Genomic DNA, 23,390 nt, shown 5'->3' with positions numbered 1-23,390 from the left:
GGGTGTTTACCAGAGATGCCGCGCCAAAGAGCCTGTCTAAACAGCGTTATAATCCCAAAAACGTTAGTGATCCAGCGGCTTTGTATCTGTCTTATCTGCGGCGGTTTCTTTTTTCAATTCGGCCAAAACATATAGCCGGAGTGCAGAGGACAGGCTGCCTTCGCGTTTGCGGTCAACCGCTTGTACCAAACTGGCAAGTGACCGGCCCTGATGCAGCGCCATCTCGTCAAGCATCTCCCAGAACGAGCGCTCAAGAGACACACTTGTTCGGTGGCCGTGAATGGTCATGGATCGCTTTATCATCATATGGCTATCCTGTGCTGGTAATATTGTGTTTGGCAATGTCGCCGTCAGTCTGTTTGGGTTGCCACGCACATGGCTAGGGTTTACGGCGGAAGGCGCCGACAAGCTCGAGATGATTACTGAACAGGAATTGATCAATGATCTGAAGCCAGTCCAACTCGAACCCGCCTTCGTTCAGAATGGCAGCATCACGCGCAAAACTTGCCGGATTACACGATACCATTGCGATGGTCTGGATATCAGATTGTGCCAGCATCTGGCATTGTGCGGCTGCGCCGCTGCGTGGTGGATCGAGTATCGCCAGATCAAATCCGCTTAATTCATCCGGAATTAATGGTGCATCAAACAGATTGCGGCTGGCAATTTTAACCCGCCCGCCAATACCGGCTGCATCGACACCGGCCTTTAATGCGGCAAGGGCATCGTCATATTGTTCGACAGCCAAAAGATGTGATAGCTGACCTAAAAGTGGCAAACTAAGCGTGCCGCATCCGGCGAACAGATCAACAATCTGCCGCGAGGTGCCAGCAATCTCGGCGATCGCACTTTGCAAGACAGCCTCGCCATCACGGGTTGCCTGCAAAAAGGCGCCAGGCGGCGGTGAAACTGCCGTTTCACCAAATTGAACCATCGGCACCTCGGGCGCGTATAGCGTCATGGGGCTGCCATGATCGGCCACCGACAGACGCGCCAGATTAAGCGTGACAGCCCAATCGCCGAGGCTGGCAAGCATATCCGGGTTCCATGGCTGCGCGCCCGAAATTGGCTCAAGATAGAGGCATATATTATTGTCATCCGTGCTGCCCGTGCGGCAATCAAGGAGATTGGCGTGCGCATCGGCGGCAAAGCCAGCTGGCAAATGGGCGCTGGCAAATTTCTGCAGGGCAGATTGCAATTCCAATAGACTGGGATGCAGAATGGCGCATTGATCGGGGCTGACAATATGCTGGCCCATATGCTCGCGAAACCCCACAACCGCCCCATCGGCAAGGCATTTGAGGTGAAAGCTGGCACGGCGACGGCTTTTTGCTGGCGAGCTATATAACGGTCTGATGCTGCCCGCACTGACGTAGGCGCGGTCGAGGAACTTGCCGACAAGTGCGGTTTTCCACCTGCCAATTTCAGCTTCATCCCAATGCTGAAAACGGCATCCACCACAGGCCGGAAACGCATTGCAGCGCGGTGCATGGCGTTGTGGCGACGGGGATTGCAGCTCTATGATGCGCGCCTTGATACCCTGTGCGGTCAAGGATAGTGGCTGTACCAGTAACCGTTCGCCCGGAAGGCTGGCCGGAACAAACACATCATATTCCAAAGCGTTGTAATTATGCGTGTAAAGCGCCTTGCCGATACCATCGCCGCGCGCCCCAATATGGCTGATTGTCACCTCAATCGGTGCTGCATTTCGCGGCAATCGACCAGCCATCTGATTGGATTTGATCGACCGTTTTTTGCCAGATTTTCTGTGGGTATGGCGTGCCATATGCTGATCGCCCTTTGGTTAGAAATAGTATGCATAAAAATGCGCAATTGAGCCCCCGATTAGAGACGGCGCGCAAACCATACCACACGCCCGATGATATGTACCTCATCAATCCGTCGTTGATAGCTGCTATAAGCAGAGTTTTGCGAGGCGATGCGAAGCATCTGCGGATTGGTGTTGGGGATGATCTCAAGGCGCTTGGCAACAAGGCCAACGCCGTCATCAAGAATGAAAATGCCCGGCGGTGAGGGGCGGGTCTGGCTGCAATCAAGCATTACCGTGTCATCATGTTCAAGAAGGGGCACCATCGAGTCACCACTTATCGAAATCATCCGCAAACTTGATGGCTGTCTGCCTCCAAGCCTAGCAAGCCAGTGACGCGGAAAGATCCATTGATTGTTCGGATCGGATGTTGTTTCACTGGCAATGTCAACTTCTGCACCGCCGCCAGCACTGGCCGACAGGTCAAGAAATGGCACCGCAAATTGGCGAGGCCGGTTCGGGCTGGCACCGGTGATGAGCGTGTCGCCAGTCGATGGCGTTTAACCTTGGCAGGCCGCGTCTTACCGGATTTCGGCGACTGCGCGTGACGGTTAATCGCGGCAATTGGCATGGTGCGGCTGATGAGGCGGTAAACAGCCTATGGGCGCGTCAGATACGGCATTGTGCCACTGAAATTGCTGCAATTTTGCGCGGCAATCATTGCGACTAATTCTGGCGGGCGGCGGAAAACCTGGCGGCGGCGGCAAGTGCGCTGATTAATTCGGCCTGATCGGCGCTGGTTGACGACAGGCGCGATAATGCGTCAATGGCGGCATTTGCATAATCACCAGCAATTGTAATTGACCGGTTGAGGGCGTCATGGCGCGTTAGGATCGCCTGCGCGATCGCAAGGTCACCATCGGCAAAATCGCCATCACCCATCGTGCGCTGCCAGAATTTGCGATCATTTGCATCGCCATCCTGCCATGCCAGAATCACCGGCAGGGTGATTTTCTGATCGGTGAAATCATCACCCACATTTTTGCCCATTGTGCTGCTGGAAACTGCATAATCCATCGCGTCATCCATGATCTGAAAGGCAAGGCCAAGCTGCATTCCATAGTCATACATCACAGTGATATCATTGTTGTTTGCACCGGCTAGCCGCGCACCTGCGGCGGCGGCGGCGGCAAACAGCACGGCAGTTTTGCCAGTGACCACGTCGAGGTAATCAGCCCTTGCCGTGTCCGGCTGTCCGGCGATGGTCATTTGTTTGATTTCGCCCTCGGTAATCCGCGCCGACGCGTTCGCCAATTGACCAAGAACCGCAATATCACCTGCCTCGACCATCAATTCAAAGGCGCGGGCAAACAGAAAATCCCCAACCAGAACCGATGCCTCATTCCCCCACAGCGCATTCGCCGTGTCACGGCCACGCCGCAAATGAGACTGATCAATCACATCATCATGCAGCAAGGTTGCCGAATGGATAAATTCGACCGCTGTTGCCAGCCCGATTGCGTGCGGCGTGCCACCGGCAATGCGCGCCCCGGCGAGGGTCATCATCGGTCGGATACGTTTACCGCCAGCCGCAATCAGATGTCCGGCCAATTCAGTGATCAGCGGCACGTCACCGGCAAGCCGCTCGAGGATCATCGCATTGACCGCCTTCATGTCACCCGCAAGCAGCCCGGCCAACGGATCAAGTGACGCCAGCTCAGACTTGGTTTTAACGTCTAAATTCGAACTCATAAACTCATCTCATCCGTGGCAGCGCGCCATCATTGTAATGTAAGCAGGCATATAGGTATTGTCCGCCGAAACAGATTAGCAGCAAAATTACGAACACCCAGCATTTAGCGCCGACTTATATTGAACATAAAAGGCGCAAACATCAAACAAGGGGGCGTCAGCGTGGTCTTTGCCTACCAAAACACCAGTTACTCAATACGATGCTGGGCGATAATCGGGCAAGGAAAAAGCTGGATTACGGGGGAATTTACGAGGCCTGTGCTTGGTAATTTAGCGAATATGCGGCATGATAGGGCGGTATGGAACATCTTGTTAGCACGACAAATGGCGTTCGCCTGTCATTTTTGCTGGCGTTGCTGGCTGATGCCGGTATCGAGGCAGTTGTGTTTGACGCAAATATTTCGGCGCTTGAGGCCGGTATTGGTGCCTTTCCGCGCCGAATCATGGTACCGGCAGAGCGGCGTTTAGCCGCAAAAACGCTGCTTGAAGATGCGGGCGAGTTCTTTGACGATTAACCGGTGAGATCATCAATCTGGCCGCTGACCACTTGTCGCCAAATGGCTGGATCGTTGCGGTAATGTAAGGCCAGTGGTTTTGGAGGGTGAGGGCAGTATGACCCGGGATTTAACAACGGATGATGACGCCAAAACTGGCAATGATAAGGCTGGCGATAATAGGGCTGATCTGTTGGATAATCTGGCGGTAACGCACGACCATCTGCTGGCAAAAACCGTTTCGGTGATGCAGCCCAAAAGCGGCTTTCGTGTAGGCAGCGATGCGGTTTTGCTGGCGGCAGCGGTTGGGGTAAATCGCGGCCGAATATTGGATATGGGGGCAGGCGTTGGTGGCGTCAGCCTGTGTCTGGCCCAAAGGCTTGATAATGTGCAGATTACCGCGGTCGAGATTGATCCGGTGATGGCGGCGTTAGCCCAACGCAATGTCGCGGCAAACGGCTTTGATGCACGGCTGCGCGTCTTATGTGAAGATATCGCCAAGATGCCGCCAGTTCTTGCTGGCAGCTATGATCATGTTGTTAGCAACCCGCCCTATCATTATGCGGCTGGCACAAGGCCTCGGGATCAGCGGCGCGCGCTGGCGCATATTGGCGATGGGCTGGAACTCGGTGACTGGGTTACGGCGGCGCTGTGGGCGGCCAAACCACGCGGCCGGATCAGTTTTATCTGCCGCGCCGACAGGGCGGCTGAATTGATCCATTTGTTTGCCGCGTCGGGGGCATCTGAAACGCTGCAATTTCCACTATGGCCGCGGCCGATGGTGCCGGCAGCGCGGGTGATTGTTCAGGTGCGTAAAGGCATTAATGGCCCGGGTGCAATTTTACCCGGCCTTGTGCTGCATAATGATGATGGCAGCTTTACCGAAGCGGCCAGCCGGATTATGAATGGTGATGGCCTTTATATTATGCATCCGGCACGCAAAGCCTAAATATTTCAGGTCTAAATATCTTGGGGCTAAAACCAATAAAGGGAATTTGAGTGAAAATGGGGCTGTTCTCCAAATTAATGTTCTGGCGCCGCCACAAGCCGATTGTGCCGGTGGTGCGGCTAACGGGTGTGATTGCCCAATCAGGCAGTCTTGGGCGGCGCGGATTATCGCTTGAAGCGATTGAGCCGCAATTGAAAAAGGCCTTTTCGGTCAAGCGGGCCAAGGCGGTTGCACTCATTATCAATTCGCCGGGTGGATCGCCGGTGCAATCATCATTGATCGGTCAGCGTATCCGCGATCTTGCCAGCCGGGCCGATGTGCCAGTTCTGGCTTTTTGTGAGGATGTAGCGGCGAGCGGCGGCTATTGGTTGGCAGCATCGGCAGATGAGATTTTTGCCAATCCTGCGTCGGTGATTGGCTCGATCGGGGTTATCTCGGCTGGTTTTGGGTTTGATAAGGCGATTGCCAAGTTGGGCATTGACCGGCGCGTCTACACAGCTGGTGAGGCCAAAATGACGCTTGACCCGTTTCAGGCGGAACGTGATGAAGAGGTGGGCCGGCTGAAGGCGCTTCAGGCAGATATTCACCAACAATTTATCAATCATGTTGAAACAAGACGCGGCTCGCGGCTGAAAGGCGCAGCTGACGAGCTTTTCAGCGGTGCCTTCTGGACGGGGCAGCGCGCGCTTGATCTTGGGCTGATTGATGGGATTGGCGAATGTCGGCAAACCCTGTTGCAGCGATTTGGCGAGGATACTGAGATAATGCAAATCGGGCCAAAGCGCAGTTTTCTGTCGCTTGGCTTGCCCGGGATGAGCAGTCATCTGGTGCAGGAAACCGCAGGTCTGGCGGTTGAACGTGCCTATTTTTCGCGTTTCGGGCTGTAAAAATGCGCGGGCTTGTGCAAGGGTTATAGGCCTGTCGATGATCGAGGGCGCCCAGCGCTTTTCTTGCGTGCTTTTTTGCTGAAACCAATCATCTCAATGATGAAGGATTTTTGAACGATGGTTCTCTCACTACCGAAACTGCTTGGTCTTTTTGCCGCGATCTGGCTGGTCTGGACGGTATTTCGTTTTTTTGAGGCGCGTCAGAAAAACATCGCCAATCAGGCGGCAGATAAAAATCAGGATACGGGCGGATCAGCAAAACAGAACAATGATGGCGCATCTGTCGATTTGCAGGAATGCACGGTTTGCGGGGCATGGGTCAGCGGCGAGACTTGCGATCGGGAAAACTGTCCTTATTAGCGGCAGCGACTGCTTGCCTTTTGGTGCGGTTTCCGGCTAATTTTGGCGCATCTTTTGCAATAGGATGCGTGACGGATGCCAACATCACCAAGTGACGAAATTCGAACTGATTTCCAGTCGATTATTTTGAATCTTCAACGCCATTGGGCGCAGCAGGGCGCGGTTGTTCTGCAGCCTTATGATATGGAGGTTGGGGCTGGCACATTTCACCCGGCAACGACCTTGCGCGCCTTGGGTCCGGACGAGATTTGGCGGGCCGCCTATGTGCAGCCATCACGCCGCCCATCTGATGGTCGCTACGGTGAAAATCCGAACCGTATGCAGCATTTTTATCAGTTTCAGGTGATCTTCAAGCCGTCGCCCGCAGACTCGCAGGCCCTGTATCTGGACTCGCTAAAGGCCATTGGGCTTGATCCCGCGAAACATGATATCCGGTTTGTCGAGGATGACTGGGAGTCGCCGACGCTTGGCGCTTGGGGGCTTGGCTGGGAGGTCTGGTGCGATGGGATGGAAATCTCGCAATTCACCTATTTTCAACAGGTTGGCGGCATTGAATGCAATCCGGTACCGCTTGAGCTGACCTATGGCTTGGAACGATTGGCGATGTATATTCAAGGTGTGGAAAATGTCTATGACCTTGATTGGGACGGTGTGCCAGCCGAAGACGGCGGGAAAACCTATGGCGATATTTTTAAACGCGCCGAGGTTGAATTTTCCGGCTGGAACTTTGAGCAGGCCGATACTGATATGCTGCTTGGCCATTTCCGCGATGCCGAGGCCGAATGTGGCCGCCTGCTTGCGCTGGAAACGCCATTGGTGTTGCCGGCTTATGATCAATGTATGAAAGCTAGCCATCTGTTTAATATGCTGGATGCGCGCGGGGTAATTTCGGTTACCGAACGCGCCGCCTATATCGGGCGTGTGCGCAGCCTTGCCAAGGGATGCTGTGAAGCATGGATGGGACTAACGGAGAGTTCGACGAATGGCTGATCTGGTAATCGAACTGGTTTCGGAAGAAATTCCTGCCCGCATGCAGGCCGCGGCTGGTCGTGATCTGGCGCGTCTTGTTCAGGCGGCGCTAACAACGCTTGGCGTCTGGGGTGAAAACAGCACCGCAACCGGCCTTTGTGCGCCGCGTCATCTGCTGGCTTATGTCACAGATATCACCGCATCGCAGCCTGACCGGGTGGTCGAAAAACGTGGCCCGCGTGTTGATGCACCAGAGGCGGCAATCAATGGCTTTTTAAGCTCGGCCGGCCTAACCCGTGATGAACTGGTGGAAGAGGACACGCCGAAGGGCAGGTTCTTCTTTGCCCGCAGCGAAATAGCTGGCGTGAACACGGCCCAGTTGCTGGCGCCGGTTATAACCGACATTTTAACCCATTTTCCATGGCCAAAGAGCCAGCGCTGGGGCGCGGGTAAGTTTCGCTGGGTACGGCCGTTGCACCGGATCAATGTCTTGTTTGACGGCAAGCCACTTGGCTGCACGCTGGATCTTGGTGGCGGCAGTGCTATCCAATTTGGTGCGACAAGCTGTGGTCATTATTTTGAGGCGCCCGCTGATATCGACCTTATTGGCGTCCGCAGCCTTGATGATGTGAAGGCCCGCTTACGCGCCGGTTATGTGATGCTGGATCAAGACGAACGGCACGCCGCGATCATTGAGGGGGCCAAGGAACTGGCAGGAACATATTCCTGTCACGTCAATGAGGCGCAACTTGGCAGTTATCTAGACGATATCTCCGGTTTGGTCGAATGGCCGACACCATTGCTGGGCAAGATCGAAGATCGCTTCATGCTGTTGCCGCCAGAATTGTTGCAAGCCACCATCGCCACGCATCAGAAATACATTACCCTTAGTGATGCCAAGGGGGCGTTCTCGCCCTATTTCATCCTGCTGTCAAACCGGCTTGCTGAGGCTGCACGTGATCAGGTAATCGTCGCAGGTAATCAGCGCGTGCTGCGGGCACGCCTTGCCGATGCCGAATTCTTCTGGCAACAGGATCAGACCCGACCGCTCGATAGCTATTTGCCATCGCTTGGCGAGGTCACCTTCTATGAAGGGCTTGGCTCAATCCTTGATAAAGCAAACCGTATGGAGGGTTTGGCTAGCGCGATTGGACAGCATATGCCGGCAATTGATATTGCGGCATCGGTGCGGGCTGCCCGGCTTGCCAAAGCTGATCTGGTCACCGGCATGGTTGGTGAATTTCCCGAGTTACAAGGTATCATGGGTGGGTATTATGCGGCCGCAGGCGGCGAGGATACGGCCGTCTGTGCCGCCATTACCGCGCATTACCGGCCGCAAGGGCCAGCCGATGATCTGCCCCCAACGCCTGAGGCTATGGTGGTTGCGCTTGCGGATAAAATTGATACGCTTGTCGGGTTTTTTGGCATTGGAGCCAAGCCAACCGGATCGAAAGACCCGTTTGCACTGCGCCGTGCGGCCTTGGGCGTTATTCGTATTATTGTTGATGCAAAGTTAACCATTCCGCTTGGCAAGATCCTTGATGAGGCTGCCAAGGGATATGGTTTTGCTGCGGTTGATGCTGATCTGTTACCGTTTATTCGTGACCGGCTTCGCGGCTATCTTCGCGATCAGAATATGCGGCATGATGTCGTGGCGGCGGCGCTGGCCGGTGATGATGGTGATGATGTCTGCCTGATGGTGGCCCGTGCGTTGGCGCTGGCTGGGTTTCTTGAGGCAGCGGATGGCAGTGGATTAATGGCGGGCTGGCGGCGGGTCAGCAGTATTCTTGCTGCCGAAGAGAAAAAGGCTAAAACGTCTTTTGCGGCGGCGTGTGATCCGGCATTATTTACCCCGATTGAGAAAGACCTTTTCGCCCCATTATCGACAATGCCGGCGAATACAGGAACTATCGACGCGCAGCTTGCCGCGCTTGGTGCGTTGCGTTCCCCCATTGATGTGTTTTTTGATAAGATTGTTGTGAATGATGATGATCCGGCGATCCGGCTAAACAGGCTTGGATTGTTGGCAATGATCCGTGAGAAGATGCTATCCGTGGCTGATTTCACGAAAATAGAGGGCTGATTAAAGACATGACAAAATGGGTTTATAGTTTTGGCAAAATCGGCACTGATGGTGATGCGTCATTTCGTAATTTGCTGGGCGGTAAGGGTGCTAATCTGGCCGAGATGAGCTCTATTGGCTTGCCGGTTCCGCCCGGATTTACCATCAGCACCGAAGTTTGCACCCATTTTTATGACCATGATAAAACCTACCCCGATACGCTAGACGCCGAGGTGCGCAGCGCGATTGCGAAAATCGAAACAGAAACCGGTACCTGCTTTGCCGATCCGGCGAACCCGTTGCTTGTTTCGGTGCGCTCGGGTGCGCGCGCATCAATGCCCGGCATGATGGATACGGTGCTTAATCTCGGGCTGAATGATGCCACCGCCGAAGGGCTGGCAACCCGGGCTGATGATGCGCGTTTTGCCTATGACAGCTATCGCCGGTTTATCCAGATGTATAGTGATGTCGTGCTTGAGGTTGATCACGGGCTGTTTGAGGACGCGCTCGAAGATATGAAGCTACAGCGTGGTGTTTTTGAAGATACCGAACTTAGCGGCGATGACCTTAAAACACTGGTCGCAAGCTACAAGGATATTGTTCTGGACGAGGCGGGCATTGCCTTTCCGCAAGACCCTTGGGAACAGCTATGGGGCGCTGTTGGGGCCGTTTTTACCAGCTGGATGAACGCCCGTGCGGTGATGTATCGCCGGTTGAACAATATTCCGGCCGCGTGGGGAACCGCGGTGAATGTTCAGGCGATGGTGTTTGGCAATATGGGTGAAGATTGTGCGACCGGCGTTGCCTTCACGCGTGACCCGTCAACCGGTGAAAACAGTTTTTATGGCGAATTCCTGATCAATGCGCAGGGCGAAGATGTGGTGGCAGGTATCCGCACGCCATTGCCGCTTACCGCGGCGGCGCGCCAGATTGTGGGCGGTGATGCCCCGTCAATGCAAGAAGCAATGCCCGAAGTGTTTGCCCAGCTTGATGCCGTTCGCAAAACGCTTGAAGCGCATTACCGAGATATGCAGGATCTTGAATTTACCGTGCAGCAGAACGTGCTTTATATGCTGCAAACGCGCAGCGGCAAACGCACTGCCGAGGCCGCGCTGAGGATGGCTGTTGAGATGGCTGATGAAGGGCTGATCACCCGAGATGAGGCGTTATGCCGGGTTGATCCGAATGCGCTTGATCAACTGCTTCACCCGACGCTCGATCCTGCTGCTGAAAAAACCATATTGGCACGCGGCCTGCCGGCCTCACCCGGGGCTGCTTGCGGAAAGATTGTGTTGAACGCTGACCGTGCCGAGGAAATGGCGGCTGCCGGCGAGGATGTGATTCTGGTGCGTCTTGAAACCAGCCCTGAGGATATTCACGGGATGCACGCCGCCGTTGGTATTTTGACGGCGCGTGGCGGGATGACCAGCCATGCGGCGGTGGTGGCACGTGGCATGGGGCGGGCGTGTGTTTCGGGTGCCAGTGATGTGCGCTTTGACGAGGTTGGCGGCAAGGTCTTTATCGCTGATCATGTGTTGGTCGAGGGCGATATCATCACCATTGATGGGACTAGCGGCGAGGTTTATGCAGGCAAGGTTGATACAATTCAGCCAAAAATGTCTGGGGCGTTTGCCAGTGTTATGGACTGGGCTGATGACGTGCGCCGCATGGAAGTGCGCACGAATGCCGAAACCCCGACCGAGGCGCGTGTTGCGCTTGATTTTGGTGCACAGGGCATCGGTCTTTGCCGCACCGAACATATGTTTTTTGACGCTGACCGGATTATTGCGATGCGCCAGATGATTATGGCCGCTGATACAGCAGGCCGCGAAATAGCGCTTGCCAAGCTATTGCCGATGCAGCGTCGTGATTTTGAGGAATTATTCACCATCATGGCGGGTTTGCCGGTAACAATAAGGCTGCTTGATCCGCCGTTACATGAGTTTCTGCCGCATTCCGCCGATGAATTGGCCGAAGTTGCGGCGGCGGCAGGGGTGACGATTGAAACGGCACGCCAGCGCGCAGTTAAACTGGCTGAAACAAATCCGATGCTTGGCCACCGTGGTTGCCGGCTAGCAGTCACCTATCCAGAAATTTGCCGGATGCAGGCAACGGCAATTTTTGAGGCAGCCTGTGCGGTTGCTCAGAAAACCGGCCACGCGCCAATCCCTGAAATTATGGTGCCGCTGGCTGCAACGGCCAAGGAAATCGCGCTTTGTAAGGCGGAAATTGATACAGCTGCAACGGCGGTTATGGCGGCAACAGGCATCACCATATTGTATCTTGTCGGAACCATGGTTGAATTGCCACGCGCGTCAATCTGTGCATCTGATTTGGCCGTTGAGGCAGAATTCTTTTCCTTTGGCACAAATGACCTGACGCAAACCTCGCTTGGCATCAGCCGTGATGATGCTAGCTCGTTCCTGCATGACTATGCCGATAAAGATATTTATCCAGTTGATCCGTTTGTATCGATCGATCTTGAGGGGGTTGGCACGCTTGTCGAAATGGGTGTCGAGCGTGGCCGGATAACGCGGCCCGATATCAAGCTGGGGATCTGCGGTGAACATGGCGGTGATGCCGATTCAATATTATTCTTTGAAAAGGTTGGCCTTGATTATGTGTCCTGCTCGCCTTACCGGGTGCCGGCGGCACGCCTTGCCGCGGCGCAGGCAACAATCAAATCACGGCATAGCTGACCCCTCATAATTGGCCCCTCATAATTGGCCTCTCATAGCTGGCTCGGCATGACTAATAGATCCGCGCAAGAAAAAAGCCAGCGTTAAGCTGGCTTTTGTCGTATTGCAAGATTGCTCTCGCGTTATCTTGGCCTCTGTCTTATTTGATGCCGAGTCCACCGAAACGCTTGTTAAAGCGAGCCACCTGGCCGCCAGAATCAAGGATACGGTGCTGACCAGTCCATGCTGGGTGTGTCTTTGGGTCAATGTCGAGTTTTAACACATCGCCGGGCTTGCCCCAGGTTGAGCGCGTCGGATGTTCGCTGCCATCGGTCATTACAACGGTGATTTCGTGGTAATCTGGGTGAATATCTTTTTTCATGCCGGTCTCCGGTTTTACACTTTACTGCTTGTCTTTAATGCTTGATTTGCCATGCGGCAGAATGATCCTCGCCAACAAACAGCGCTGGTGGTATATCCCCTATAGCGACGAGAAGCAAGCCCTTCCGGTCTAAAAATAGATCACTGATGGGCTGATCGATGAAAAGTTGGGGTTAGAACATGACAACAGGGCAAAAAAGTGATCAGGGAGCAGTATTTAACCATGATCAGGCAGGAGCGCCGGCCCGCAGCTACAGCAGTCGCCAATTATTGGCGGTGTTCTGGCCCTATCTATTACCGCATCGTTTCCGAATCGCGCTGGCGATTCTGGCCTTGACGATGGTTGCTGGCGCCTTGTTGGGCATGGGGCGCGGGCTTGCTTATCTTGTTGATGAGGGTCTTGGTAAACGCGATCCGGCTTTGCTGGATCGGGCGGTCTTGACGACGGCGATGATCGCTGTCGTGCTGGCCTTTGGTAGTTATCTTCGGACCAGCATGGTGAATAAGATTGGCGAGATGGTTTTGGCTGATATCCGCCGCGCCATCTTTGGTCATGCGATTACGCTGTCGGCGGGTTGGTTTGAAAATGCCCGAACCGGTGATGTGCTATCGCGAATTACAACCGATACGAGCATTGTGCAAACAGTGATGACCTCGACGCTGTCGATGGCGGCGCGTAATTTCCTGCTGTTAATCGGCGGTTTGGTAATGGTGGTTCTGTCCAGCCCGAAAATGTCGCTTGTTGTTTTGGTGGTGGTGCCGTTGGTGGTGGTGCCGCTGATTTTCATGGGGCGACGGCTGCGCACTGCATCAAGGCTTGCACAAGACCGGCTTGCCGATGTTGGGGTTGAGGCCGAGGAAACGGTCAGTGCAATCCGTACGGTTCAGGCCTTTGGCCGCGAACAGTTCGTGAAAGGTAATTTTGAACGGGCGGTTGATCTATCATTGTCGGCAGGCCTTGCCAGAGTGCGGCTTCGAGGGTTGCTCAGCGGAATTGTTATTTTTCTGGTGTTTAGCGGTATTGGCGTCATCCTATGGATTGGCGGGCAGGATCTGATGGCCGGACGGATCAGCGCCGGTGATCTGTCTTCGTTTATTTTCTATGCTTTCTTGGTGGCAAGCTCGACCGGCTTTCTATCCGAGCTTGCCGGTGACCTTCAGCGCGCCGCCGGTGCGGCTGAACGGATCGCCCAGCTGCTGGATACCGAGGCTAGCCTGCCCGCGTCAGCGTGCCCACAACTGATTGATCCGGCTGCGCCGACGGCGTGTGAATTTGCTGGCGTGCAATTTGCCTATCCGGCGGCACTGAACCGGCCAGCAATCAGCGACGTTGGCTTTACCATTAAAGCGGGTGAGCGGGTCGCGATCGTCGGGCCAAGCGGGGCTGGCAAATCGACCATTTTCTATCTTTTGTTGCGGTTTTATGATCCGGTTGGTGGTGCGGTGCGGATAGGCGGCATTGATCTTCGTGATTTATCGCTTGCCGATCTTCGTGCGCATATCGGTTTGGTTCCACAACAATCGGCACTTTTTTCTGCATCGCTGCGTGACAATATTGCCTTTGGTCAGCCGGATGCTGATGATGCTGCCATCATCGCGGCCGCAAAACAGGCGCAGGCGCATGATTTCATCATGGCGATTGAGGGTGGTTATGATGCGTTTGTCGGCGAAAAAGGTGTGCGACTATCAGGCGGGCAGCGCCAGCGAATTGCCATTGCACGGGCAATTTTGCGCAACCCGCGTCTATTGCTGCTCGATGAGGCCACAAGCGCACTTGATGCGCAATCAGAGGCGGCAGTCCAGCACGCATTGGAAAATCTGATGACCGACCGCACTAGCCTTGTTATTGCGCACCGACTGGCGACTGTGGTGCGCGCCGACCGGATTTTGCTGATGGATCGGGGCAGGCTCATTGCCGAGGGCACCCACGAAACGCTGATGGCTGAATCCGCACTCTACCGAACCCTTGCTGAATTGCAATTTTCAATTCCAAAGGTCTGATAAAGACGAGAACATGAATTTTACGAGGTTCCAAAGCGCCCGATCATACTCACATCCCCGCTATCTTTTTGGGCGGTGAAATGCCCGTTGACCAGTGTTTCTAGCGAGGTTTGAAATGCGCCTTTCACTGTGCCACCCCATTGTTGCCCGATATTTTCATTCAACCGCATCCAGATTTGCGCATCATCATCTTCAAAGCTGTTAATCTCGTTGCTAACTCGAAAATTAATGGTGCCCTGAAGGCTATGCTGTTGCCCGTCCTCAAGGTTGATTTCGCGGATCTGAGCGGTTTCAGCGGTGAAATCTATGTCGATCAAGCCGCCACCAGAAAAGCGTGCGATGTCACCATCGTCAAAGCAGTGGCACAGCACGCTAAGCTCAATAGCGTGCGTCAGGCTTGTGACCATCGGTTTGGTGAATGTGGCGGTCGGTATGATTGTTTGCAGGCTATAATAGCCCAGCGACGGCAGATTTTTATCATCGTAGAAAGGGGTGATGGATTGATCAAACTGTAACCGGCGTGGCGCTATGAAATACGTGGTGACAAGGTTGGGCAGAAACAATCCAGTTTCGATGCCAACTAGTTCATTAAAAACTGGCCGGTCAAAGTCTGCGCCCACAGGCGGCGGGATAACCGCCTGATGAATAGATGGCAGTTGGAGCTCGTCGCCGTCAACTGGTATCGCGGACGGCACCAGCGATAGATCCTCAAGATTTTCGGCAAATATAACGGTTTCAAACGCCGTGCTCTGCCGCCGCGGTTAGGCAATGATGCAGCCGCCCATAATGCCCGGGCTGATAAATAACAGGCAGGCAATGAAACCGCGCTTGCGCCCCGATATCCACCGACAGCTTGATATCCTTTTTAGGCGCAATCTCGTCATATCCGAAAGGATAGTCCTAAAGCGTCAAAAAGCGCAAATTACATGGCTTTGAGTCCAGATGGCGGCATGATTGATAATGCGGAAATGGGGTAGGGCTAGATTACTTTATCGCCACACGCTGGGTGATTTTCAACTCAATCCGGCGGTTCTTGCGGCGGGCATTGGCGCTGTCACTGGCGTCAAGCGGCTGGTATTCGCCGTAACCGGCAGCCGCAAGCCGGTTGGCAGGTAAACCCTGCTGATTGAGATAGCGCACCACTGATAGAGCGCGTTCGGTCGATAGATCCCAGTTATCGGCATAGCGGCCAGCACGAATTGGCACATTGTCGGTATGGCCGTCGACCTGCAAAATCCAATTTATGTCGCCCGGAATTTTCTGCGCAATATCGGCAAGGGTAATTGCCAGCTTGGCAAGCTGTTCTTGACCTTGCGGGCCGATTTCAGCCTGACCTTGCGCGAAAAGAACTTCGGACTGGAAGACGAAACGGTCACCGACAATCTGTACATCATCACGGCCTTTTAGCACGTCACGGAGGCGGCCAAAAAATTCCGAACGGAAACGCTGTAATTCCTGAACACGGGTCGCCAGCGCATTGTTTAATGACCGGCCAAGATTGGCAATCGCGACTTTGTCACGCGTTGTCTCGCGTTCCTTTTCGGCAAGAAGGTTGGTTAGGTCTTCGATGCGCAGTCTCAAAGCGGCCAAGGCTCTGGTCATTTCAGCGACTTCAGCGCGGGATGCCTCGGTCTCGGCCTTGGATGCAGTGATCTCTGCTGACAATGTCCCGATCTTATTTGTCGCGCTTTGGTTTTTGGCTTGGGCCATTGCTAACTGCCCCTCGGCAAGCTGTAAGGCGCCAAGCCTCTCTTCTAAACTGGCCCGCGCTGCGGCAAGGCTGGCCTCGATATCTGCCTGTCTTGCGGCCAATTTTGCTATCTCACTATTGCGCATGGTGAGTGCCGCCTGAACGCTGCTTAACTCTGCCTCAAGCTCGGTACGACCGGCGTTGCTGCTGTTCAATTGGTTGGTGATTTGCGCTAGGTTGGCGGCAAGGTCGGCACTGGCGCGCCGTTCGATATTCAATAATTCGCTAAGTGAGGCAAGCTGTTGGCGCATCTCGCCAAGGGTGGCATCCTGACCTGATACCCGATAGGCGAGGTTCACTTGGATTAGCACAAACACCATCAGCACAAAAATGATGACCATCAGCAAAGTTGCTAATGCATCAACAAATCCGGGCCAGGTAAAATTTTCGACCCGGCGTGCATTGCCAATCCTTGCCAGCGCCATTGCCGCTAGTCCGCTTTGCTGCGACGGGTTTTTAAATCCATCATCGTGGCAATTGATGATGACAGGCCGCGCAATTCACTGGCAACAATATCCGTTCGCTGGTTTCGATCGGTGCGTAAATCTTCGGATAGCTGGAGGATATTGGCGTTTAATTGAGCCAATTGGTCACGGATCCGCCGATCGTCAAGCAATGCTTCATGCATCTGCGCGATCGTACTGTTCAAAAGTGATACCTGCTCGAGCATACGCTCGCGGTTGGCCTCACCTTTTTCGATCGATTGCGACAATGCCAAAAGCGCGCGGGCGGCCTCTTCGCTCATTCCACTCGCAAGCGGGCTTTGCGCTTGCGCGGCTGATGGGCTGCTATCATTAAAGCGGGCAAATGCTGACAGCCAATCTTCCAGCTCGTTAAAAAACCGGCCCATTGCCTGACCAAGCTGGAGGTCCAGAAAACCGAGGATCAAAGAGCCAGCGAGGCCAAATAATGATGATGAGAATGCGGTCGCCATGCCGGAAAGCGGTGCATCAAGCCCAACACGCAACTGCCCCATCATCGCTTCAAAATTACTGCTATTCGTGTCGATCGAGCCAACAACATTGCCCACGGCACCAATTGTCTGAAGCAACCCCCAAAAGGTACCAAGAAGCCCAAGAAATACAAGCAATCCAATCATATAGCGCGAAATCTCGCGGCCTTCATCAAGGCGGGCAGCGACCCCGTCCAGTACCGAGCGCAATGATAATGCCGATAATTGTGCGTCATGGCGCGAATCTGCCAGCATTGCATAAACCGTTGCTAGCAGAACCGGCCGACGTTCCGGTGGGTCCAGCTTGCCGGTAGACTTTACCGCGAGCAGCCAATTGCGCTCGGGCGTCAGCCGCAATGTCTGCCGCATGATATATAGAACGCCAATAGAAAATGCGCCAAGGATCAAGCCATTTAATGCCGGATTGCCCATAAAAGCGGCTTCTAATGGCGCTGCCAGCAGCCCAGCAATTGTGCCAACCGCAAGCAGGAACATAAACATTCTGACAAGATATCGTCTTGGGTTGGTTTCCATGATTTTATCTCCTAGGCGACTCTGGCGGCGACTCTGGCAGCAAATCTGGCGGCAAATCCGATGCTACATCCACTTCCGAAATGACACTCTAAACCTCATTGGCATAAAACAATGGCAGGATTGTGAATATTCGCAAGCATTGAAGCAAACGGTTGTCATTGAAGATTTCAATCAAACGATGCTTTGCCGGCCGCGCCGTGCAAGCAAGCGCGCCCGCATTTCGGCGCGAAAGGCGGCTTACCATGCGACGTAATAAACTGATTATATTGGTGAAAAACCTAAGAGCGTGCTTTTGCCAGATGTTTTAACAACTCGGCATGAAGCGCCGGATTGGCAGCAACAACATCGCCACTTTGCAAGACCCGGTCGCGCGACGCAAAATCAGATACAAAGCCACCCGCCTCGCGCACCAGCAATATACCAGCAGCAATATCCCAGCTTTGCAAGCCATGTTCCCAGTAACCGTCAAACCGGCCCGCCGCGACATAGGCAAGATCAAGAGCTGCCGAGCCAAAGCGGCGAACACCGGCGCTGACACCCATGATATTATATAATTCACGGGAAAATAGCGCATGATCTTCGTCGCTGCCGCGGCCGATAAACGGGATGCCGGTCGCCATGATGGAATCGGCCATGTTCCGGCGGCCGGAAACGCGCAACCGGCGATCGTTTACATAGGCTCCCGATCCGGCTTCGGCAAAGAAATACTCATGGCGCAACGGGTCAAAAACCAGCCCAGCGGTAATTTTCCCTTTATCGCGAACGGCGATCGAAATAGCAAAATGCGGAATCCCGTGCAGGTAATTGGAGGTGCCGTCCAGTGGATCCACGATCCAGCAAGGGGCATCGGGATCGGCGCCAGCGGTAATCCCGCTTTCTTCCATTTCAAAGCCCCAATCCGGGCGCGCCTTTGACAGCTCTGCCTTGATGATGCGCTCGGCATTCGTGTCAACGCGCGAGACAAAATCGGCCGGACCTTTGCGGCTAACCTGCAAATTCTCGACCTCGCCAAAATCGCGGAGCATATTGCGGCTAGCGGCTGTTGCTGCCTTGTGCATAACATTGATAAGGGCCGAACGGGTTGCCATAAAAAGTCCTGTAACTCTAAAATTCAGTTTTTTGCACGCTCTACATAGCTTGCATCTTCGGGGCGCACAACAATGCGTGTTCCCGTTTCAATATGCGGAGGCACCATCACACGTTCGCCATTTTCCAGCACGGCGGGCTTGTAGGATGATGATGCAGTCTGTCCTTTGACCACGGCATCAGCTTCGACAACTTCCATAACAACAGTGTCAGGAAGCTCGACAGAAATCGGGTCGCCTTCATGGCTGGACATGGTGACAATCATGCCATCTTGCAAATAGGCGGCGCGATCACCAACCATATCTTTGCCAATGCTGATCTGCTCAAATGTTTCGGAATGCATAAATACCAGATGGTCGCCCTCGTCGTAAAGAAAGGTACATTCAGCCTCATCAAGGATCACCCGCTCAACTGTTTCTGATGACCGGAACCGCTCATTAAGTTTGGTGCCATCGCGGATGTCGCGCAGCTCGATCTGGGCAAATGCGCCGCCTTTGCCGGGCTTAACATGCGCAACCTTCACGGCGGTCCAGAGGCGGCCATTATGTTCGATTACATTGCCGGGTTTGACGGCATTTCCATTTAGTTTCATTGCTAAACCCTCATTAACCTTTTTGCCAAACCTTGTTGCTAGGCGTTAGTGTCCGTCGCAGGCTAGGTCTCTATGCCTACAGAAATTTGCCAATGGCGGCGGCGTTGTCCAGCATCCGGCAGGAAAAGCCCCACTCATTATCATACCATGCCAGCACCCGTACCAAGCGATTGTTCAATACGCTTGTTTGGGTCAGGTCGGCAACCGAAGAATGCGGATCATGGTTAAAATCAATTGAAACAAGCGGCCGCTCATTCACACCAAGAACGCCTTTCATCGGCCCGTTTGCCGCCGCACTTAACAGCTGGTTGATCTCGTCAACGGATGTATCGCGGCTTGTTGTAACGACAAGATCGACGACCGATACATTTGCCGTCGGCACCCGAATGGCCGATCCGGTCATCTTGCCTTGCAATTGCGGCAATACCTCGCCAACCGCCTTTGTGGCTCCGGTTGATGTTGGGATCATCGACATGGCCGCAGCGCGGGCGCGGCGCAAATCCTTATGGCTGGAATCCAGCGTTGGCTGATCGCCTGTGTAGGCGTGGATCGTTGTCATATAGCCAGCCTCGATGCCAACGCTGTCGGCCAGAACCTTGGCAACAGGGGCGAGGCAGTTGGTGGTGCATGATGCGTTTGATACGATGTCGGCGGCCGCGGTCAGCAAATTGTCATTCACCCCAAACACAATCGTTTGGTCGGCATTTTTACACGGTGCAGATACCAGCACCTTTTTCGCGCCAGCGGCAAGATGCGCGGCTGATGCGTCACGGCTGTTGAATTTGCCGGAACATTCCAGAACGATATCAACACCTAGCTTGGCATGCGGGATATTGGCTGGATCGCGTTCACGGCTCATATGAATCTTGCCGCTGCCGACATCCATCCAGTCATCACCATGGGTAACGCTGCCGGTTGCGCGGCCATGAACGGAATCAAATTCATAAAGATGCGCCGATGTTTCAACTGGTCCGGGGCTGTTGATAAGCACAACCTCCATGTCACTGCGCTTCATTTCCTGAACCGCACGAAGTGTCATCCGGCCGATACGGCCAAACCCGCTGATTGCCAATCGTAATGTCACGAAACTGTCTCCTTGGTGTCTAATTCGATATGTTTGCTTTTGACGGCCTTTGATCGGGCGGCCGTAATTTGATGATATTAGTAATTTGATGATATTATTTGCGGTCTGGGGGGGCCCACCTTTGCCTAGGCGATTTGGCTCTTTGCAGCGGCAACAACTGCCTCAGCGGTAATGCCGAAATGATTATAAAGATCGTCAATCGGTGCAGAGGCGCCAAATCCGCTCATGCCGATAAAATGGTCATTCTCGCCCAGCAACCAATCCCAGCTTTGCCGCAGGCCGGCCTCGACTGCAATCCGCGGCGCAGTGCCCAAAACATCCTTTCGGTAGCCCGCATCCTGCATCGCAAATAAATCAAGGCACGGCATTGACACAACCGCCGCTTGAATGCCGCTATCAGCCAGCATCTTCTGCGCTGCGATGATGATGCCGACCTCGGATCCTGATGCCATCAAGGTGATCTGGCGTGTGCCATTGCAATCAGCCGCGACATAGCCGCCTTTGGCGGTTTTGTTTTCGCGCATATCGCCGCTGCGGAACTGGCCAAGCCCTTGCCGGCTAAGCGCCAGAATTGATGGGGTTGTTTTGGCCTTAAGTGCGGTTTGCCATGCCTCGGCAGTTTCCACCGCGTCGCCCGGGCGGAATGTCAGCAAATTCGGAATTGCACGCAAAGCCGCCAGATGTTCAACCGGTTGATGCGTTGGCCCGTCTTCGCCAAGCCCGATAGAGTCATGCGTCATCACATAAATGACACGCTGGCCCATCAGCGCTGACAGGCGAATGGAGGGGCGGCAGTAATCGGTAAAGACCATAAATGTGCCACCATAGGGTATCGCCCCACCATGCAGCGCGATGCCGTTCATCGCGGCGGCCATACCATGTTCGCGAACGCCGTAATGAATGTAGGTGCCGCCATAATTGCCGTGATCAAAAATGCTGTGATCAGCGACGCGGGTATTGTTTGATCCGGTCAAATCGGCTGATCCGCCAAACAGGGTCGGGCAGACGGGTAAAATCGCTTCAATGGCTTTCTGGCTGGCAACCCGGGTTGCCAGTTTTTGCGGGTTGCTGGCCAGCGCTTCTTTCCATGCGAGAACCGCAGCGGCGACCGGCTGGTCAAAATCATTCTTGATGGCGGCGTCAAAGGCGGTGCGGTGCTGGCTTGCGGCATGACGATCTTGCCACGCCTTGTGGGCGCGTGCCCCGTTGGCACCGACTGCCCGCCATGCAGCCAGAATATCGGCCGGAATTTCAAAGGCAGGATGCGTCCAGCCCAGATGTTCTCGTGCCAGCGCAATTTCGGCATCACCAAGCGGCGCACCATGAACGCCGGATGTGCCCTGCTTGTTCGGTGCGCCAAGGCCAATGATGGTTTTGCAACAGATCAGGCTGGGTCGGTTATCGTCTTTGGCCGCGCTGATCGCGGCGGACACGGCATCCATATCATGCCCATCACAGCTTAATACCTGCCAGCCATAGGCCGCAAACCGGCCAACCGTATCATCAGATATGGCAAGGTCGGTTCTACCGTCAATTGAGATGCTGTTATCATCAAACAACACAATCAACCGGCCTAGCTTCATATGGCCTGCCATCGACGCGGCCTCATGGCTGACCCCTTCCATGAGGCAGCCATCACCCGCGATAACATAGGTATAATGATCCACAAGATCATCTCCATAGCGCGCGGCCAGATGACGTTCAGCCATCGCCATCCCAACCGCGTTCGCAATTCCCTGACCAAGCGGGCCGGTCGTAGTTTCAATTCCATCTGCGTGACCAAATTCCGGATGGCCGGCCGTGCGCGCACCAAGCTGGCGGAAGTTGCGAATCTCATCGATGGTCATGTCTTGATAACCGGTAAGGTGCAACAGCGCATAAATCAGCATCGAGCCATGACCCGCAGACAGCACAAAACGATCACGATCCGGCCAGTTCGGGCTGGCAGCATCAAATTTCATATGATCACAGAACAGTGCGGTCGCCGCATCAGCCATGCCCATTGGCATGCCCGGATGACCGGAATTTGCGGCCTGAACAGCGTCCATGGCCAGTGCCCGAATCGCATTTGCCATAGTTTGACGTTGAGACGAATTCGGCATCCTAGCCTCCAAAGACCGCTGTTTTGAATGTCCCCGTGAACGCGCCGTTTTCCAGCCCAATCACGAGAGAAATGATGAGCCGCAATTTGCCCTTGTTGGGCGCGTTCGTCAATGCACCAACAGTAAGATTACGAAAGGCATAAGGGCCATCTTTATGGGATTAGTCACATTTTGCGCTTTATTTCGATTCGTGAATCAGGCAAAGTTCATCTCATAACATATTATGTTCAAGAGAAAAAATAAGTCTAATCCCATGCTAGTTGGCGGCCAAAGTGAGAGCCATATGTCAGGCGCGGCACTTGCAGAATAGAGAGATGTGACGGTTAATGACGCGATTGCAAAATGCCGAAAAACAACTAGCCGATGCGCTTGCAGCCTTGGAATCGGCCTTTAAAACGGCATCATCTGGGGGGGCACCGGCCGATAGCGCGTCATCAAAACACCTCGCGGCGCTTGTGGATGAGGTAAGCGAAATCGAAGCCAAGCTTGGCGCGGCCATCGCAATGGTTGCTGAAATTGATGCTGCCCAAATCGCTGCTGCCCAAAATACTGCTGCCCAAAATACTGCTGCCCAAAATACTGCTGAAGCCAGCGGGAAAGGCGATAGCGAATGAGCCAGTCAGTGGTCACCATCCGGTTAAATGGACACCCCTACCAGATTGGCTGTGGGGCAGGCGAGGAAGATCATGTCGCCAATTTGGGCGCTGAGGTCGAATCGATCATGCAGTCGCTAATCGGTGCCGTTGGCCAGATTGGCGAGGCGCGATTACTGGCAATGGTGGCGCTTATTCTGGCTGATCGTGCCAGTGCGCCAGCAACGGTAAATAATGGGCAGGCCGCACCGGCAGATAATGAACAGCCAGCAACACCCGCCAGTACCGAAAGCGAAGACCGGGCTGCTGCTGCACTGGAAGATGCGGCGCTGCGGATTGCCCGGCTAACATCAATGCTTGCATCTGACGTAACAAAACCCTAAATGATCAATTAGG

General features: G+C 54.2%; 23 protein-coding genes. 11 read left to right on the top strand and 12 right to left on the bottom strand.

Annotated elements, in window-relative coordinates; genetic code table 11:
* Nucleotides 1–63: 63 nt before the first annotated feature.
* The 3 genes from AB8881_03610 to AB8881_03600 form a co-directional block, all read right to left on the bottom strand.
* Nucleotides 64–306 carry a ribbon-helix-helix domain-containing protein gene (locus AB8881_03610; protein ID XDZ63982.1) on the bottom strand — a complete coding sequence of 81 codons (243 nt, stop codon included), beginning with the start codon at nt 304–306 and terminating at the stop codon, nt 64–66.
* A 73-nt stretch (nt 307–379) separates the two neighbouring features.
* Complete coding sequence (locus tag AB8881_03605; protein XDZ63981.1) at nt 380–1,786, bottom strand: class I SAM-dependent RNA methyltransferase; 1,407 nt, start codon at nt 1,784–1,786, stop codon at nt 380–382.
* Between the two features lie 59 nt (nt 1,787–1,845).
* Nucleotides 1,846–2,265, bottom strand: coding sequence for a helix-turn-helix transcriptional regulator (locus AB8881_03600; protein XDZ63980.1), 420 nt, complete (start codon nt 2,263–2,265; stop codon nt 1,846–1,848).
* Between the two features lie 56 nt (nt 2,266–2,321).
* Between AB8881_03600 and AB8881_03595 the strand changes: the two genes are divergently transcribed.
* Entirely contained in the window at nt 2,322–2,498 is a 177-nt protein-coding gene (locus tag AB8881_03595) for a hypothetical protein (GenBank protein ID XDZ63979.1), read from the top strand.
* Here the strand turns inward: AB8881_03595 and AB8881_03590 are convergent.
* Nucleotides 2,495–3,520, bottom strand: a complete 1,026-nt coding sequence (locus AB8881_03590; protein XDZ63978.1) for a polyprenyl synthetase family protein — start codon at nt 3,518–3,520, stop codon at nt 2,495–2,497. The genes AB8881_03595 and AB8881_03590 overlap by 4 nt on opposite strands.
* Nucleotides 3,521–3,819: 299 nt before the next feature.
* Between AB8881_03590 and AB8881_03585 the strand changes: the two genes are divergently transcribed.
* The 7 genes from AB8881_03585 (at nt 3,820) to ppdK (ending at nt 11,940) form a co-directional block, all read left to right on the top strand.
* Nucleotides 3,820–4,035 (top strand): DUF2007 domain-containing protein, encoded by a 216-nt coding sequence (locus tag AB8881_03585; protein ID XDZ63977.1) that lies wholly within the window; start codon nt 3,820–3,822, stop codon nt 4,033–4,035.
* Nucleotides 4,036–4,132: 97 nt separating this feature from the next.
* On the top strand, nt 4,133–4,963 hold the full coding sequence (locus AB8881_03580) for a tRNA1(Val) (adenine(37)-N6)-methyltransferase (GenBank protein ID XDZ63976.1): 831 nt from the start codon (nt 4,133–4,135) through the stop codon (nt 4,961–4,963).
* A 56-nt stretch (nt 4,964–5,019) separates the two neighbouring features.
* On the top strand, nt 5,020–5,850 hold the full coding sequence (locus AB8881_03575; GenBank protein XDZ64501.1) for a S49 family peptidase: 831 nt from the start codon (nt 5,020–5,022) through the stop codon (nt 5,848–5,850).
* 117 nt (nt 5,851–5,967) lie between these two features.
* Nucleotides 5,968–6,210, top strand: coding sequence for a hypothetical protein (locus AB8881_03570; GenBank protein ID XDZ63975.1), 243 nt, complete (start codon nt 5,968–5,970; stop codon nt 6,208–6,210).
* A 75-nt stretch (nt 6,211–6,285) separates the two neighbouring features.
* Nucleotides 6,286–7,200: a glycine--tRNA ligase subunit alpha gene (locus AB8881_03565; protein XDZ63974.1), complete on the top strand. Its 915-nt coding sequence runs from the start codon at nt 6,286–6,288 to the stop codon at nt 7,198–7,200.
* Complete coding sequence (gene glyS, locus AB8881_03560) at nt 7,193–9,262, top strand: glycine--tRNA ligase subunit beta (protein ID XDZ63973.1); 2,070 nt, start codon at nt 7,193–7,195, stop codon at nt 9,260–9,262. The genes AB8881_03565 and glyS overlap by 8 nt, the downstream gene beginning before the upstream one ends.
* Before the next feature lie 8 nt (nt 9,263–9,270).
* Nucleotides 9,271–11,940, top strand: a complete 2,670-nt coding sequence (gene ppdK / locus AB8881_03555; GenBank protein XDZ63972.1) for a pyruvate, phosphate dikinase — start codon at nt 9,271–9,273, stop codon at nt 11,938–11,940.
* Between the two features lie 139 nt (nt 11,941–12,079).
* Here ppdK and rpmE read toward each other — a convergent pair whose 3' ends face one another.
* On the bottom strand, nt 12,080–12,301 hold the full coding sequence (gene rpmE / locus AB8881_03550) for a 50S ribosomal protein L31 (protein XDZ63971.1): 222 nt from the start codon (nt 12,299–12,301) through the stop codon (nt 12,080–12,082).
* 179 nt (nt 12,302–12,480) lie between these two features.
* Between rpmE and AB8881_03545 the strand changes: the two genes are divergently transcribed.
* The gene (locus AB8881_03545) at nt 12,481–14,301 is read left to right on the top strand and encodes an ABC transporter transmembrane domain-containing protein (protein ID XDZ63970.1); all 1,821 of its coding nucleotides are present in this window, start codon (nt 12,481–12,483) and stop codon (nt 14,299–14,301) included.
* A gap of 20 nt (nt 14,302–14,321) precedes the next feature.
* Here the strand turns inward: AB8881_03545 and AB8881_03540 are convergent, their stop codons facing one another.
* From AB8881_03540 to tkt, 7 genes are all read right to left on the bottom strand, one after another.
* Nucleotides 14,322–14,996 carry a hypothetical protein gene (locus tag AB8881_03540; protein ID XDZ63969.1) on the bottom strand — a complete coding sequence of 225 codons (675 nt, stop codon included), beginning with the start codon at nt 14,994–14,996 and terminating at the stop codon, nt 14,322–14,324.
* 289 nt (nt 14,997–15,285) lie between these two features.
* Complete coding sequence (locus AB8881_03535; protein XDZ63968.1) at nt 15,286–16,476, bottom strand: peptidoglycan-binding protein; 1,191 nt, start codon at nt 16,474–16,476, stop codon at nt 15,286–15,288.
* Nucleotides 16,477–16,481: 5 nt separating this feature from the next.
* Nucleotides 16,482–17,537, bottom strand: a complete 1,056-nt coding sequence (locus tag AB8881_03530; GenBank protein ID XDZ63967.1) for a MotA/TolQ/ExbB proton channel family protein — start codon at nt 17,535–17,537, stop codon at nt 16,482–16,484.
* Nucleotides 17,538–17,815: 278 nt separating this feature from the next.
* Complete coding sequence (locus AB8881_03525; GenBank protein ID XDZ63966.1) at nt 17,816–18,625, bottom strand: inositol monophosphatase; 810 nt, start codon at nt 18,623–18,625, stop codon at nt 17,816–17,818.
* Nucleotides 18,626–18,648: 23 nt separating this feature from the next.
* Nucleotides 18,649–19,215, bottom strand: a complete 567-nt coding sequence (gene efp / locus AB8881_03520; GenBank protein XDZ63965.1) for an elongation factor P — start codon at nt 19,213–19,215, stop codon at nt 18,649–18,651.
* Nucleotides 19,216–19,291: 76 nt separating this feature from the next.
* Nucleotides 19,292–20,299 carry a type I glyceraldehyde-3-phosphate dehydrogenase gene (gene gap / locus AB8881_03515; GenBank protein ID XDZ63964.1) on the bottom strand — a complete coding sequence of 336 codons (1,008 nt, stop codon included), beginning with the start codon at nt 20,297–20,299 and terminating at the stop codon, nt 19,292–19,294.
* A 125-nt stretch (nt 20,300–20,424) separates the two neighbouring features.
* On the bottom strand, nt 20,425–22,401 hold the full coding sequence (gene tkt / locus AB8881_03510) for a transketolase (protein ID XDZ63963.1): 1,977 nt from the start codon (nt 22,399–22,401) through the stop codon (nt 20,425–20,427).
* Between the two features lie 326 nt (nt 22,402–22,727).
* On the opposite strand from tkt, the gene AB8881_03505 reads away from it, so the two are divergent.
* Together AB8881_03505 and AB8881_03500 are read left to right on the top strand one after the other, a co-directional pair.
* Nucleotides 22,728–23,015, top strand: a complete 288-nt coding sequence (locus AB8881_03505) for a hypothetical protein (protein XDZ63962.1) — start codon at nt 22,728–22,730, stop codon at nt 23,013–23,015.
* Nucleotides 23,012–23,377 carry a cell division protein ZapA gene (locus AB8881_03500; GenBank protein ID XDZ63961.1) on the top strand — a complete coding sequence of 122 codons (366 nt, stop codon included), beginning with the start codon at nt 23,012–23,014 and terminating at the stop codon, nt 23,375–23,377. The genes AB8881_03505 and AB8881_03500 overlap by 4 nt, the downstream gene beginning before the upstream one ends.
* The last annotated feature ends 13 nt before the right edge of the window (nt 23,378–23,390 follow it).

The sequence above is a fragment of the Alphaproteobacteria bacterium LSUCC0396 genome (assembly GCA_041228345.1).
Taxonomy (GTDB): domain Bacteria; phylum Pseudomonadota; class Alphaproteobacteria; order Puniceispirillales; family Puniceispirillaceae; genus UBA3439.
This window is presented reverse-complemented; position numbering and strand designations above follow the sequence as displayed.